This is a genomic window from Spirosoma profusum (assembly GCF_014699005.1).
Lineage (GTDB): Bacteria > Bacteroidota > Bacteroidia > Cytophagales > Spirosomataceae > Spirosoma > Spirosoma profusum.
On sequence record NZ_JACWZY010000001.1, the window covers coordinates 46587 to 61874 of the forward strand.

At 50.5% G+C, this 15288-nt stretch carries 12 protein-coding genes; 7 read left to right on the forward strand and 5 right to left on the reverse strand.

Translation table 11 applies throughout. The annotated features are described in order from the left end of the window. Positions 1 to 656 precede the first annotated feature (656 nt). Together IC229_RS35670 and IC229_RS00120 are read left to right on the forward strand one after the other, a co-directional pair. Positions 657 to 2351: a collagen-like domain-containing protein gene (locus IC229_RS35670; RefSeq protein ID WP_262893375.1), complete on the forward strand. Its 1695-nt coding sequence runs from the start codon at positions 657 to 659 to the stop codon at positions 2349 to 2351. Positions 2352 to 2452: 101 nt separating this feature from the next. After that, positions 2453 to 4039 carry a putative Ig domain-containing protein gene (locus tag IC229_RS00120; protein ID WP_190884887.1) on the forward strand — a complete coding sequence of 529 codons (1587 nt, stop codon included), beginning with the start codon at positions 2453 to 2455 and terminating at the stop codon, positions 4037 to 4039. A 125-nt stretch (positions 4040 to 4164) separates the two neighbouring features. On the opposite strand, the gene IC229_RS00125 is transcribed toward IC229_RS00120, so the two are convergent. Further along, the gene (locus IC229_RS00125; protein WP_190884888.1) at positions 4165 to 5022 is read right to left on the reverse strand and encodes a hypothetical protein; all 858 of its coding nucleotides are present in this window, start codon (positions 5020 to 5022) and stop codon (positions 4165 to 4167) included. An 87-nt stretch (positions 5023 to 5109) separates the two neighbouring features. Here IC229_RS00125 and IC229_RS00130 point away from each other — a divergent pair, with 87 nt between their 5' ends. Further along, the gene (locus IC229_RS00130) at positions 5110 to 6699 is read left to right on the forward strand and encodes an McrB family protein (protein ID WP_190884889.1); all 1590 of its coding nucleotides are present in this window, start codon (positions 5110 to 5112) and stop codon (positions 6697 to 6699) included. Between the two features lie 86 nt (positions 6700 to 6785). Next, positions 6786 to 7817 carry a galactitol-1-phosphate 5-dehydrogenase gene (locus tag IC229_RS00135; RefSeq protein WP_190884890.1) on the forward strand — a complete coding sequence of 344 codons (1032 nt, stop codon included), beginning with the start codon at positions 6786 to 6788 and terminating at the stop codon, positions 7815 to 7817. 4 nt (positions 7818 to 7821) lie between these two features. On the opposite strand, the gene IC229_RS00140 is transcribed toward IC229_RS00135, so the two are convergent. From IC229_RS00140 to IC229_RS00155, 4 genes are all read right to left on the reverse strand, one after another. Continuing rightward, on the reverse strand, positions 7822 to 8235 hold the full coding sequence (locus IC229_RS00140; protein WP_190884891.1) for a hypothetical protein: 414 nt from the start codon (positions 8233 to 8235) through the stop codon (positions 7822 to 7824). Positions 8236 to 8291: 56 nt separating this feature from the next. After that, positions 8292 to 9785: a hypothetical protein gene (locus IC229_RS00145; RefSeq protein ID WP_190884892.1), complete on the reverse strand. Its 1494-nt coding sequence runs from the start codon at positions 9783 to 9785 to the stop codon at positions 8292 to 8294. Positions 9786 to 9885: 100 nt separating this feature from the next. Then, on the reverse strand, positions 9886 to 11361 hold the full coding sequence (locus IC229_RS00150; protein WP_190884893.1) for a sugar ABC transporter ATP-binding protein: 1476 nt from the start codon (positions 11359 to 11361) through the stop codon (positions 9886 to 9888). Then, complete coding sequence (locus IC229_RS00155) at positions 11358 to 12383, reverse strand: Gfo/Idh/MocA family protein (RefSeq protein WP_190884894.1); 1026 nt, start codon at positions 12381 to 12383, stop codon at positions 11358 to 11360. Before IC229_RS00155 ends, IC229_RS00150 begins: the two co-directional genes overlap by 4 nt. Before the next feature lie 115 nt (positions 12384 to 12498). Between IC229_RS00155 and IC229_RS00160 the strand changes: the two genes are divergently transcribed. From IC229_RS00160 to IC229_RS00170, 3 genes are all read left to right on the forward strand, one after another. After that, positions 12499 to 13521, forward strand: coding sequence for a GntR family transcriptional regulator (locus IC229_RS00160; RefSeq protein WP_190884895.1), 1023 nt, complete (start codon positions 12499 to 12501; stop codon positions 13519 to 13521). 96 nt (positions 13522 to 13617) lie between these two features. After that, a complete protein-coding gene (locus IC229_RS00165) occupies positions 13618 to 14457 on the forward strand; it encodes a sugar phosphate isomerase/epimerase family protein (RefSeq protein WP_190884896.1) in 840 nt (279 codons plus the stop codon). Beyond that, complete coding sequence (locus tag IC229_RS00170; RefSeq protein ID WP_190884897.1) at positions 14454 to 15287, forward strand: phosphogluconate dehydrogenase C-terminal domain-containing protein; 834 nt, start codon at positions 14454 to 14456, stop codon at positions 15285 to 15287. Before IC229_RS00165 ends, IC229_RS00170 begins: the two co-directional genes overlap by 4 nt. Position 15288 lies beyond the last annotated feature (1 nt).

Here is a 15288-nt window from a genome sequence, read left to right on the forward strand (position 1 = left end):
TCCCGTATCGGTTAATTTAACTGAGACCACGAATGATCGCCAGCAACGTAGCGGGCGACTATTCGTGGTCTCATTGTTTTTAGTCCAACGAAAAACCCTACCATTCCTGGTAGATTAATGTTATAATGACTTTGCCGAGCTTTATTTGGTCGTATAGCGACCGCGTCAGCAAAGCGGATGTTGTTTTTTGAAGCTTCAGACGACTTTATAAATAAGGGCATAACGTAATGATTACCTACCGAAAAGTAAAAAATAGACTGCGCACAATAGTTTATTAATAAATTGGCGTCCATAATAAAACGTATACGTTATGAGCGCGAAATACTTGAATTCGGTAACATATAGTTTTAATTTATTGTCTTTCGTTTTAGTAAGTTTTCGTCGATCAGGTTAGAGAAAACGGATTGGTTTTCCTAGCTCCAGACTTGCCTACTATGCTTCATAGGTATTGCCTGGTCGATACGTTAAGCTCACGCTTATCTACTGTGTTTCGTGCTCAACAGCATTTCCTGATACGGATATAGTTGTTAGCTGTGTTTGTTCTGTACTTCGATTAGGCTGTCTCTACATTATCTACTGCTTACCGGCTTGATTTCAGGGTAATGTCTTATCCTTTTTTCCATCTATTTCCTTTTTCTGTTTAACCAATTTAATCTATGCAAAAACGATTTACATTCCTGGTGTTGGGTTGCCTGTTGGCCCTGACATCCTGGGCACAAAGCGGCTTACAGTTTATCAACTATCAAGGTGTGGCCCGCAATAGCACGGGCCAACCGCTGGTCTCCCAGAGCATTACGTTACAAATGAGCATCACCAGCGATGGGGCTGGCACTACGGCTCTCTACACCGAATCCCACACCCTAACCACCGACACTCGAGGGCAGTTCAGCCTGAAAATCGGGGGTGGTACGCCCTCGGTTGGTACATTCGCAGGCATCAGCTGGAACACGGGTGATCGTTATCTGAAAGCGGAATTAATGCAGGGCATGACGCCGGTCTTGTTGGCCATCACTCAGATGGTGGCCGTGCCGTATGCGCTGTATGCCGAGAAATCTAATCAGCCGGGTCCAGCGGGACCTGCAGGACTGACGGGCGCAACCGGTCCTCAGGGTCCAATTGGGCCGATAGGAGCTACGGGCGCAACGGGTCCGGCCGGGCCACAAGGTCCAACTGGACCGATAGGCTTACCGGGTGCCACCGGAGCAACGGGTCCAGCAGGTCCCCAAGGTCCGGTAGGTCCAATGGGGGTAACGGGTCCGACGGGCGCTTCAGGCGCCACCGGTGCAACGGGTCCGGCGGGACCCATGGGCGCTACTGGTCCTCAAGGCCCACAAGGCCCTATTGGCCCTATGGGTTTGACAGGCCCGACGGGCGCTACGGGTGCCACAGGCGCTACTGGTCCTCAAGGCCCTCAAGGTCTTGTTGGCCCGATGGGTTTGACTGGCCCGGCGGGTGCTACGGGTGAAACGGGTCCTCAAGGTCCACAAGGTGTAGCTGGTCCTATTGGCCTCCAAGGGCCTCAAGGTGATCCAGGGCCAATTGGTCCTATCGGCCCCCAAGGGCCTGTTGGTCCGATGGGTGCAACAGGACCGACCGGTGCAACAGGTGCCACAGGTGAAACCGGTCCAGCCGGTCCACAGGGGATACAAGGCGATCCTGGACCAGTTGGTCTGCAGGGGATACAGGGTGAAACTGGGCCAGCAGGGCCAGCTGGCCCTGCTGGCCTTGTGGGACCCGTAGGAGCGACGGGCCCTATAGGTCCAGCCGGTGACACAGGTCCCCAAGGTGATCCGGGTCCTGCTGGCCCCGCTGGACCACAAGGTCCGGTTGGCCCAGCGGGGCCAGCAGGAGCAACTGGTCCACAAGGGATACAAGGCCTAGTTGGTCCAGCCGGAGCTACTGGAGCTACTGGCCCGCAGGGTGCAACAGGCCCACAAGGGCCGGCGGGTGCGGGAACTACAGCTGTTCAGTTGGTAGCTACTACTGCAACTACAACAATACCTGCTAATGGAACAGCAACTATTAACTTCACCGGAGTTACGGTAACGCCGGGGTCAGGCACTTTTACCAGTGGGGTATTTACGCCTGCCAACACAGGTAACTATCTGATCGTGGTGAATTTAGAAAATACTGGAGACATCAATGGTTCATCGGGTGTGGTTGATTTGATCATAAACAATGTTGTGTATAAAACCACCCAAACATTGACAGGTCATGTTGAATTCACCGTAATGGCAGCACTAACCGCCGGCCAACCTGTTAGGCTTAAAGGATATGGTGGCGCTGCTGGCTTTCCTATCAGTAATTATAATAATTCATCCCACAGATATTCCATTATCCGTCTTAACTAATCGCCGGGAATTATAGGGTTACGGATTTTGAAAAAAATCCATAACCATTTCCTGGAATTAGTCCGTGAATAGGATACACAACCAATAAGCCGGATCAAAACATGACAAAAAACTATATTCTACTCTGGCTAGTCATCCTGACCGCAGTTGGCAGTAGCTCCACCCAACTCAAGGCTCAGTCGCCCATCGACCGCCGGGTGATTGGCTCCTCGGGTGGCAGCGCTACAGTCGGCTCAGGTGCCAATGCCATCGACATCAGCTTCACCGTGGGTGAGGTCAGTGTCGGCTCCTTCACTGCTGTCAATGCCCAGCTCACCGCTGGCTTCCAGCAGCCCGTCTTCGATAACACCAGCACCACTATTACCTCACACCTGCCCAATCCGTCGGTGGTAGGTCAGGTGTATACTGTAGCCGTCAGCGTGTCCGCCCTGTCCGCGGGCAGCCCCACACCCGAGGGCTACGTCACCCTGAGCGATGGCGCGGGGGGAAGCTGCACCGTTACGTTAGGCAGTGGTACGGGAAGCTGTCAGCTCACATCCACCACGCCCGGTTCCAAGACGTTAACCGCTACCTATGAGGGTAATGCTACGTTTGCTGGAAGCTCAGCCACAGCTACCCATCAGGTCAACCCGGCCAATACCGCCCCGACGGTGGCTACGGCCATTAGTTCGCAGACGGCTACGTTGGGAGCCAGCTATAGCTTCACCATCCCGGCCACTACCTTCACCGACGCCGAAACGCCTAACAGTCTTACGCTTTCGGTAAGTGGACTGCCCGCCGGACTGAGTTTCGTCTCGCCCAGCACCATCACCGGTGTGCCGTCCACTACGTTGGGTTCACCCTTCAACGTGAGCGTGGTGGCGACCGATCCGGGTGGCTTATCAGCCGTCACTACGTTCAGTCTGAGTGTGGCGCCTGCTGGCTTTGCCATCACCAGTGCAACGATGCTGGACTGTAATCACATCTCCTACTACGCCCGTCGGATCAACTTCAACGTCAGCTACAGCGGCACTAACGGACAGCCCATCAGCCTCTCGGTGGTCAACGAGCTGCTGGCCACTACGTATACGGGGCCATTTTCGTTGACGGTCTACACCGATAATCCAGTCATCACGATAACGGCTCGTCAGCAGGGCACCCCGGGGATGGCTAGTTTCAACTACAACTGGCTGACGTATTGTGCCAATGGCTCACCGATGGTGCTCAATCCGGTTCCACCCCAGAGTGCTACGTTGGGGGCGGCATTCAGTTATACCATTCCAGCCAACACCTTCACCGATGCCGAAACGCCGAATAGTCTCACCTTGAGTGTGATTGGTTTGCCAGCGGGCTTGAGTTTTGTATCGCCTAACACGATTACGGGCGTTGCGTCGACGACGTTGGGAACCCCCTACAACGTGACGGTGACGGCGGTGGACCCCGGTGGTCAGTCGGTGTCGACGACGTTTCAGCTAAATGTGGTTAACCCGAACGGTTGTGTGAGCATGTACAGTGTGAAGGCGGGCGTCTGGAGCGACGCGAGTGTTTGGTCATGTAACCGGGTACCGTTGAGCAGCGACGTAGTGACGATCAATCACGCCGTTACGTTGCCTGTGAGTTATCTGGGATTAGCCCAACGGGTGATTTATAGTAGTTCAGGAAGGCTATTGTTTGGAGCAAGCAGTACGTTGCGGCTGAGCGGTAATTAGTGCTGGCTGATACGTATTGATTAAAACAGTGAAACCACTCTCGGTATTTTTAATTAAATACTAAGAGTGGTTTCACTGTTTTAGCACCTTACTCCTTTAAAAGACAGCGTAATAAGCCGGTTTAATCATTGACACTGATACCCAAACGTCTGTCGGTTGTTTTTGGTGAAAGGTGTCTGCGAACCAGTTAAGTAGAGTAAGGCTGTCTGGGCCTGCGTCGTAATTTTGCTGTCAGCGTCGTAAACCGGTTTGAACGTCGATGATTCGATCATCGAGCGGTTACCGCTGTTGATATTGTACATTTTCTGCGTAATAGGTGTATTGATGTGCCAGAAACGACCGGGTTTGGCTTCTACAGCCTGACTGAGTGCTATTAAAGTCAATATCGGTAACTCTGTTACGTGCGTGTAAGGGGACGGCTTCTGGTCGAACGTGTATTCAACTTCCTGCTCGCCAATGGCACCACCTGCCAGCACGAATCGCCCTCGTTCATTGGTTAAATTGCCAGCATTGTCGTACGTGAACGTATAGCTACGCTCCGTTACCGTCGAACTGGACGGTAGTATCTGTCTATTTTCGGTGATACGTGTCAGGTTACCGGATTGAGCATATTCCATACTAAATGTAGATTGAACCTTACCGCTTCGGGTGAACGTAGCACTGTTGGGCAACGTAGCAGAGCCGTAGGTCAACGTAATAACATCCTGACCACTGTTAGCTCTGGTTATCAGACTGTTATTGTACTCGATCTGGAAACTGGCATCGCTATTTTTTGACCGCTCTGACAGACTGGTCAGCGCATTACCCGAATAGGTGAAGGTACGTTTCAGTTCATCCGTCAGTTGGCCGCTGGTTTCGATAAGTTGATCGGTGGTGCTGGTTAGTTGGCAGACCGGTGCAAGTGCTGGTTCGTCTTTCGGCTGACAGGCGAAGACGATAATTGCCAGTGCGAGAGGGTAATTCAAACGTAACAGAAGTTTCATAATCGTTGGTAAAGCAGTGGGTGAACGTACTAGCTAATCTACTAAATAACGGCGAAAAATTGTAAATTTGTAAGGTATAACTTTCTTATGTTAATCGAAACCAATCAGCAACTTCTCCTTGAGCGTATTCGAGACATCGGCCACCCCGAAGCTGTCCGGCGCTTTTTTGGGTTGCTCAAGGAATTGATCGACATTGTGAACCTGCCAAACGGCGATGCGCGGCTGGCATTTACGGTACGTAAAGATCAGCGGGCGATTACGGCGAATATCAATTTTTTCTGGGCGCTACGGCTGGTGAAACCCCATCGGGGCGAACCCGAATTCTGGCTGACTGTCAAGAAATCATGTCAGGAGGAACTCCAGGTTTTCGACGAACTGGATTTTGGTACGATCAGCGAAAAGTCGTCTTACGTAGCGGCAATTATCGGGCAATCGAATTCGCATCTGCTCTACAAACCCGCCATTCAGACATGCTGGCACGACTGCCTGACCGAACTGGTCGAAATTGCCAAGCGTGGTCCGCATTCGGCACGGCATAATCCGGATGTATACCGGGCCGCCGAAGACGAAGCGTATCTGAGTGAGGTTATTCGGCTCGCAGATAACCCCGAACTTGGTGAAATACACCTGAATGGCCATTCGGTTGAAGAGCCTGAATCAACGTATCAACATCATCCAGAACGACCGTCGCAGCCGCTTAATCTGATTTTGTTTGGCCCGCCGGGAACGGGAAAAACGTTCGCGCTCCAGCCTTATCTACGTAACGAAAACGCCAGTCTCATTACGTTCCATCCGGCCTATAGCTATGAAGAATTTGTAGAAGGCTTACGCCCGGAAAGCGCTAATGGTCAGATTAGTTATAAAATTCGCAAAGGTGTTTTTCACAGTGCCTGTACATCTGCGATTCAGCGGGCGGGCTATGGTACGTTGGCCGATTGTTTGAACGATACGCCGGAAAATCGGCGGCAGAAACTGAACAAAGCCCCGGCGCATTATCTGCTCATTGATGAGTTGAACCGGGCGAACGTAGCAAGCGTATTTGGTGAACTCATTACGTTGCTCGAACCCGATAAACGGCTCGGCGCTAAAAACGAATTGTGGCTCACACTGCCCTACTCAAACGAGCGATTTGGTGTGCCCGGCAATTTGTACGTAGTGGGTACGATGAACACCACCGACCGTTCTATCGCCCTGCTCGATATTGCGTTACGTCGGCGGTTTGCGTTTCGGGAAATGTTGCCCGATGCATCGTTATTGGGTGTTGTCGACGGTATCGATCTGGCACAACTGCTACGTACCATCAACGAACGTATCGAATGCCTGCTCAATCGGGATCATCAGATTGGTCATGCATATCTGACGAACGTAACGACGCTGGCTGAATTATGCAGCGTTTTTCGCGACCGGATTATTCCGCTTTTGCAGGAATATTTTTTCAGCGACTGGGCTAAAATTCAACTCGCTCTGGGCGACAATCCGGCCTGGGGAAAAGAGCCTGAGCAACGTCTGATCTGGGTAAAAAAGAAATACACGGCATCGACTGCGAACAAACTATTCGGCGAACTTCCTGATATGCTGGATGATTTAATTACGTATGAAGTCAATCCTGATCTACAGCAGGGAAATTACGACCAGATAACACCGGAAGTTTTTATTCGAATTTATCAGAAAGTTTAGTCATGTAACGCGGACAAGATGTCCGCACTTATAAATAACATTACTTGCGGACAAGCTGCTGGAACGCCAGTCCAACCCCATTACCTATGAAAGCATTAGTTCTCACCGAGTACAATCAGTTCGATCTACAGGAGCTTCCCAGGCCGACCATTCGCCCCAACGAGGTATTGGTACGTGTGAAAGCCGTCGGTATTTGCGGCTCCGACGTTCATGGTATGGACGGCAGCAGCGGCCGACGTATTCCGCCCATTGTGATGGGGCACGAAGCCAGCGGTATCATCGCCGAAGTCGGTTCCGACGTAAAAAACTGGTCAGCCGGCGACCGCGTTACGTTCGACTCGACCGTGTATTCGCTCGATGATTGGTATAGCCGCCGTGGGCAATATAATCTCAGCGACGGTCGCGAAGTGGTCGGCGTATCGACACCCGATTTCAAGCGACAGGGCGCTTTTGCTGAGTTTGTGTCCGTTCCGCAACACATTCTGTACGCCGTTCCCGATAATGTGAGTTTCACGCAGGCCGCTTTGGTGGAACCTGTAGCCGTTGCCCTTCACGCGCTTAGCCTGACGCCCATTCAGGTGAATGATTCGGCGGTGGTGGTCGGTGCAGGCATGATTGGCCTGTTCGTGATTCAGGCGTTGAAACTGGCGGGCTGCGGCACCATCATCGCTATTGACCTTGATGATGACCGGCTGGCGTTGGCGCAGAAATTGGGGGCAACGTTTCAGATTAATGCCAGTTCGGGCAACCTAGCGAGTCAGGTGCAGGCGCTCACGCAGGGGCGCGGGGCCGACGTAGCATTTGAAGTTGTCGGCGCTGGCCCTACCGTCAAAACTGCCATCGATTGCGTGAGGAAGGGCGCTACCGTTACGTTGGTTGGTAACCTGGCTCCAACCGTTGAAATGCCTTTACAGGCCGTCGTCACGCGTCAGCTACGTTTGCAGGGTTCCTGCGCCATCAACGGTGAGTATGAGGCTGCGCTGGTCTTGATTTCGTCGGGTCGAATAAACGTTGAAGCCATTTTGAGCGCTGAAGTTCCTCTCGAAGAAGGTGCTGACTGGTTCAAGCGACTTTACGCCAAAGAAAAAGGTTTGATTAAGGTAGTGCTGAAGCCGTAATACTCTATTTAGCCGCTTCGTACTGGTAAATTGCGAAGTGATCGGTCAACTCCAACTGATTTTCTGAGAGTTGAGTGATGGCTGCTTTTTTGTTGGTAGCACACAACCCATTGGGACAGAAATACCAACTCGTATACTGAATGGCTGTGGCCAGGAAGGTGTACGTGCGTGGGCTACAGCAATCCGCTTCTGTGAGAACATTGTTACGTCTGTAAACAATATTTCCATCGGCCTTATACTCAACGGTATAATAAGCATCTGAATCCCAGGTTCGCCAGTTATTGCTTGATAAGTCTCGTGTTCGGATCAGATGCCAGTTTCGAAAGAGAAGCGAAGGTATTGTAGGTGCTTCATCGCGTTGGCAACCCATCGCGCAAATCAATAGTAAAACTATTCCAACGGCGTATCTCTTCATCATGTTGCGTATTTATGACATGACCCTAACGGAGCGCTATTCGTTGGAATAATGTTATATCACCTATCAGCCAAAACGGCCATCAACGCTTCGTTATTGAGGACGCCACGCGGGCCGTGTGTCTCAAAATACGTTACTGATTCTGCGCCCGCCTTACGTAGCATTTGCAGGCTAATTCGTGTCCACTCAGCAGCGAACTTAGTATTTTGTCGCTCATCGGTGAGCGGAGTATAGCCAAATCGGTTGGCCGGTAAAGCCGGGTTAAACCGGGGAAGTAGCGTTATTGGTGATACGTGAACGGGTTTATCACCAGCTAGTTTTTTCGCCGAACGTACTACGTCGAAATGGGCCGTTGCGTTTTCCATAATGGTTTGGTCATCAATCGCGTGGGCCTGTGGATTAGCCGAGAACGTAACAAAATCAACCAAATCATACCGAAACGGATTCCGGTTGAATTCAGCAAAATTGGCATTCGTTCCTCCGCCAATCCGAATGTCAGGCAGGGTGTCTCGAAAGAAAGGAACTACCTCAGTTAAAAGGGTATCAGACGTAGTCTGATTGATACTATTAAATAAGGACAGACTTTGAACGGAAATACTTTCTGTTGACAAAAAAGCCAGAAAATCAGGAAGTTGATTTTTTGTGCCTTTTTCGAAAAACAAAGCCAGTTCGAGCGGAACGTTCAGTAACTGGGCATCCAGCCAGGCGTTCTCAAGATAATCCGACCACTTAGGATGAGCGAAAAATACATCGGCTCGTAAGTGCGAAAGGTCTAGCTTTTTTAGGCGTCTGGCTTCTTCGCCCAGCAACAGTAGTCCGTCGATCCGGTGGCCCAGACCTATTCGTAGTTTAGTGGTTGGAACGTCTGCATCAACTCGATTTTCGACGACTGAAACGGTTTGGTCTGCAAGTTTAATGGGTTGGAAACGAACGGCTTGCTCAATAATGGTGCCTGTCTGAACGGTTGCCGGAATTGGTATCGTCAGGGGAGTGGAATACGTTTTAAAGGACGCATCCGTCCAGTTACGCTGGTCTTCTGTTTCAAATACATCGCCTGAAAAATCGAGCCGCAACGTATCGCCGAAAGCCGTTTCCCAGGTCATGGTCTGGATATTCAGAAACGGCTGATGGGGACTGATGAATTCCGGAAAACGACTCGTTATCTGTGTTCCATCAGGACTTGTAATCTGGCATGGCTGGCCTGTTGTGGCCACAATCGGGTGTAGTATGCACAGCCCGACGCGATTTCGTTGGAACGTACGTAGTGCTTCGGCTCGAAACTGTACCTCGATACTGCCGTCGGATTCGCCCTTGATACGTATGTATCCCTGCGCTTGCATTTCAAGGTCGTTCACAAACCAATCGTACTCGATCTGGAACGTATCATCTTGCCTCTCAATACGTTCATTGCTGATACGTATCGGTGCTGTGTCCCAGTTGGGATCGCGGAAGGCAAAATAAATCATCCGCAAAAGCTCGCGGGAACCCGCCGACAGCGTCCGCAAAAAACCATTTTCGTAATGGACTGTAATAGGACCAGCGTTCAAAATCATAGAAATTTAAGTTTATTGTCAATAGTCGTCAGTCATTAGTCGATAGTCTTTTGAGATTAAGTTGATTTTAAAGTTAAAGACTGATGACTATCGACTATTTTTACCTCGTTGCTAATCCCATTATTTGTTCTTCGGTAGCTTCGTCTCCGTTTACTTCCCCGCTTAGCTGCCCTTCACACATGACCAGAATCCGGTCCGATAAAGCTAGTAATTCGGGTAGCTCACTCGAAATTAATAATATGGCTTTGCCTTCAGACGCTAGTTGACGTAGCAGGGCATATACTTCCGACTTGGCACCAATGTCCATGCCGTGCGTGGGTTCATCGACCAATAATACGTCGGGGTTGGTGAGCAGCCATCGGGCCAGCATTACTTTTTGTTGATTACCGCCACTCAATTTGCCAACCCGTTCGCGAACCGACGGCGTGCGGATAGATAACTTTTCCCGATACGTTTCGGCTACGTTTTCACTAGCTCTACTATCAAATAAACCAGTAGTAGTTCGGGAAGGGCGAATGGTAACAATATTCTGCGTGATAGTTTGGTCTGCGAACAGCCCCAGCGTCTTACGTTCTTCGGGCAAATAGCCGATGCCCAACTCAACCGCGTCAGCTGGGTGTATTGGCTGAATTGGTTTGTCGTGCAGATAAATAGTTCCTGAATTCGTTTTGTCGGCACCGAAAATGGCCCGCGCCAACTCCGTCCGTCCGGCCCCAATCAGGCCAGCCAACCCCAAAATTTCGCCCCGATTTAACTGAAAACTCACGTTGCTGAAGCCAGTTCCCGATACGTTATCAACGATCAGCACGGCTTCATTGGTAGCCGTCGACGGTTGGCGTGCCATTACTACGTCGCGGCCAACCATGCGTCGGATCAGTTCGGTTGGGTTGGTATCGCGCACTGTCAAAGTACCCTGATAACGACCATCTTTCAGCACGGAAACGCGGTCGGCCACGGCAAAAATTTCGAGAAGCCGGTGTGAAATGTAAACAATCGTTTTGCCTGAATCACGGAGTTGTGCAACCAGTCGGAACAATGTCTGCGTTTCGCGTTCGGTGAGGGAGGCCGTTGGTTCGTCGAGCAATAACAGGTCGGGTTCCTGCGAGAGTGCCTTGGCAATTTCAACCATTTGTTTTTGCCCGGTCGATAACGTACCAACCAACCGTTGAGGCTGCAAATCGGTTAAATTCAGTTGATTCAATAGATTTTCAGTTGCACTGAACAAAGTACGATATTGAATCAAACCCCATTGGTTTCGGGGTTGCCGGTTAGCAAAAATATTCTCCGCTATAGATAAACTATCGACCAAACTAAGTTGCTGATAAACAATAGCGATTCTTTGCTGCGTGGCTTCGGCTGGCCCGCTTAAGTGTATGGGATTGCCACGTAGCAACAACTGCCCCGAGTCGGGAGCAAGGTTGCCCGTCAGGATGTTCATCAGCGTACTTTTGCCCGCACCGTTTTCGCCACAGAGCGCATGAATCTCTCCCAGCTGCAAATCGAACGATACGTTGTCCAGCGCTTTTACGCCCGGAAACTGCTTGCTGATGCCCGTAAGCTGAAGAAAAGGCGTCATAAGAAAATGATTTCGTTACGTCCGGCAGATTCGTAAGCCGCATACACTAGTCGAATAGTTTCGAAATTATCGACGCCCGTGGTTTCGGCACCGCCCTGGCCCTGTAAATCGGTTAGTAGATTTCGGTTGCAGGCCACGATTGATGCATGAACGATGGCATAAGCCGGGTCGGCCCAGGCGTATTGTGGGGGAGGGGCTGCTACCGAGTAAGTGCCTGATTTTGTGGTGATACGTAGCTGGAAATCATGCATAAGTACTACCGATCCGAGATTGCCTTCTACCTGCACCAGCGTTTGCGGAAACGATTCTTTTTCGAGCAGCGATGCATACGACATTTCAGCAAAACAACTCAATCCACTGCGCATTTTCATCAGCACATTCGCTACGTCTTCGCCACGAATCGTTGGGTTAACACGCATCGTCTGACATGTCAGCCACTCCGCTTCACCAAACAGAAACCGGCATACATCCAGAATGTGAGAACCGATATCAGTCAAAATAAACTGTTCCAGATCGGCCAGAAAGGGTTGATTATCAAACACTGGGAAAGCTGAACAAAAACTCACCCGCGCTTTAAACGGCTGACCAATTTCACCTGAATCGAGAATGGATTTTAGCCGACGTAGCGGTGCCTGCCAGCGGAAATTTTCGTGAATATACAAGCGCACACCCGCCTGCCGACACATATCGCGCATCTGTCTGGCGGATTCCAGATTTGGCCCCATCGGTTTCTGACAAATGATGTCGAGGCCACGTTGGGCGGCTTTTTCCGTGAAAATTGGATGGGTATCGACATCAGTAATGATGTCCACAAAATTTAATTCATGCGTGTGCTGGTCTAGAAGCTGGTCTACGTTGTCGTATACGTTCGGTATGTTGAAACGCTGCGCTATATCGGCGGCTCTGGAGCGTGTTCGGTTATACACGGCCACTAATTCAACGCCCGGTAGTTCCTGCCAGGCTGGAATCTGATAATTCGCCCAAAAACCCGTTCCGATGACGGCAAATTTTAAATTTTGCATATATTGTTGCAATATACCGGAAAAATTTTGACATTTGCCAATACAATACTCTACTGTACTGTACTGGAAATTTTTAGTAAATATATACTAAGTTTCAGGTAGCCATCATTGTCATATGCAGGAAATGCTCCCCATACTACGTGTTGATACGGCCAATGCGCAGCCCAAGTACCAGCAGCTTGTGGACGCCGTTGTGGAGGCCATTGAACGTGGGGTTTATGACCGGGGTTATCAGTTGCCATCTATTAATGAAGTGGCTGATAAACAGGGTATTGCGAAGGTAACGGTTGCTAAGGCCTACGAAGAATTAAGGCAGCGGGGAATTATTCATGCTCAACACGGAAAGGGTTTTTATGTAGCAACGACCAACGTTCGAACACCCCTGAACATTTTTGTGCTGTTCGATACGTTGAATGCCTACAAAGAAACCCTGTATGATGCCCTGAAAGCATCATTACCAACCGATACGTCCCTGAGTGTATTTTTTCACCACTACAACCAGCCGGTTTTCGAGAGCCTGATACGTAACAACCTGGGTAGCTACAAAGCCTACGTGATTATGCCGCATTTAGCAGAAGACGTATCGGAAGTAGTGGCTTTGATCCCGAAAGATAAACTGCTCCTGATTGACCAGGCTCTACCTAATCTGATCGGTGATTATGCGGCTGTTTATCAGGATTTTGAAGCTGATACGTACGAAGCGCTGACGGCTGCCTGGGAGCGCCTGCAACGGTTCGACAGCCTGACATTGGTACTGGCGAAAGATCATTTTCAGTACGTTCCTGATGGTATTTTACGGGGATTACAACGGTTTAGCAATGAGCGGAATTACCCCTGCAACGTAGTGGATAATTACAGCGATGACCTGATTCAGCCTGGTAAGGCTTATCTGCTCTTCGCCGACCGCGATCTGGTTCAGTTCATCAAATACCAGCTTCGACGGGGATGGAAACTTGGGCAGGATGTAGGCCTGATTTCATACGACGATACGCCCATGAAAGAGATTCTGGCGGGGGGTATCACGGTGATTTCGACGGACTTTGCCCAGATGGGACGTACCGCCGGGGAGTTGATTACCGGTCGCGTCCGTCAGCAGGTAGCCAATCCGGGCGGGCTGATATTAAGGGAGTCTTTGTGAATGAATACCGATTAATGAAAAATGGATAATGATTTATTATTCTGGTTGTAATAGAGGTACGTATTGAAAAGTAAAGTATTCATTCTTCATTAGTCTATGCTGATTGGCCTGAGTTCATATTCGTTTCCGTGGGCAGTGGGCATTCCGGGCTACGTACCGACGCAGCCGCTTACGCACGATGGTTTATTGGAACGAGCTATCGCCTGGAACGTATCGGCTGTTCAATTTGGGGATAACCTGCCGCTGGACGTACTGTCGGTTGATGAATGGAAAGCGTTACGTTCGAAGGCCGAAGCCAACGGCATACAACTGGAAGTGGGGATGCGCGGCCTGAAACCGGTGAATCTGAAAACCTACATCCGGCTAGCGTGGGAAGCCCGGTCGCCGTTTCTGCGCGTGGTGATCGATGAGGGAGATTTTCAGCCGACAGTGGATGAGGTGATGGCTATTATTAAGGAAAAACTTCCGGCACTACGTCAGGCGGGTGTAATGTTGGGGATCGAGAATCACGACCGATTTTCGAGACGCGATTTGGCTAACATTGCTCGAAAAACGGATTCTGACTGGGTAGGATTTTGTGTCGATACGACCAATTCAATGGGTGCGGGCGAGAGCGTGCTGGATGTGCTGGATGCGTTAACCTTCCTGAAGGTCGTGAATCTGCATCTCAAGGATTTTCGGGCGCAACGTATCGAGTCGAAAATGGGCTTTCACGTAGAAGGTTGCGAACCAGGAACTGGGTTATTGAACATACAAAACCTCCTGTACGACCGGAAGACGTATCAACTCAATAAACAGGATCGGCCTATTACGTTGACGCTGGAACAATGGCCGCCCTTTCGAAATACGCTCGACGAAACTATTGCGATGGAGCTGGCCTGGGCCGAAAAAGGTATTCAATGGATTAAACAAGCGATAACTGACTTACCCAAATGACAAAAATTGCCCTGGTAGGCGCGGGTGGCAAAATGGGCTGCCGCCTGACCGACAACTTTCTGAAATTACCCGAATACGACGTAGCATACCTGGAAGTCAGCCCGAAAGGCATCGAAAATTTAGGCGAGCGTGGCGTTTCGGTCAGCAAACAGAACGTAGCGATTCCCACCGCCGACGTAGTGATTCTGGCCGTTCCCGACGTAGCAATTGGTGCTATTTCAGAAGAAATTATCCCCGCCATGAAGTCGGGTGCGCTGGTGATGACACTCGATCCGGCAGCCCCGCTGGACGGCGTTATTGCCCATCGCGACGACCTCGGCTACGTAATCGCGCACCCTTGTCACCCGTCGGTTTTCAACTGGGAACCTACTGAAGCTGCCTTCCGCGATTTTTACGGTGGTATTTCAGCAAAACAGTCGATTGTGGTGGCGCTGATGCACGGTACTGAAGCCCACTACGTGTTGGGTGAGCGAATTTCGCAGGCCATGTACGCACCTATTAAAGACACGCACCGCATTACGTTGGAACAGATGGCGATTCTGGAACCAGCGATGGTCGAAACGCTGGCGCAGACCTGCATGGAAGTGGTGAAAGAAGGTTACGACCGCATTGTTACATTGGGTGTTCCCGAAGCGGCCGCCCGCGATTTTGTGCTGGGCCATCTGCGAATTCAGATTGCGGTACTCTTTAAGGAAGTGAACGGTACGTTCTCCGATGCGGCTTACAAAATCTCGAAACGGGCAAAACCAATTCTGTTTAAAGAAGGCTGGCAAAATATCTTCGAGATGGACGACATTCGGCAGCAGGTGAAAGACATTACGGCTCGGTAAT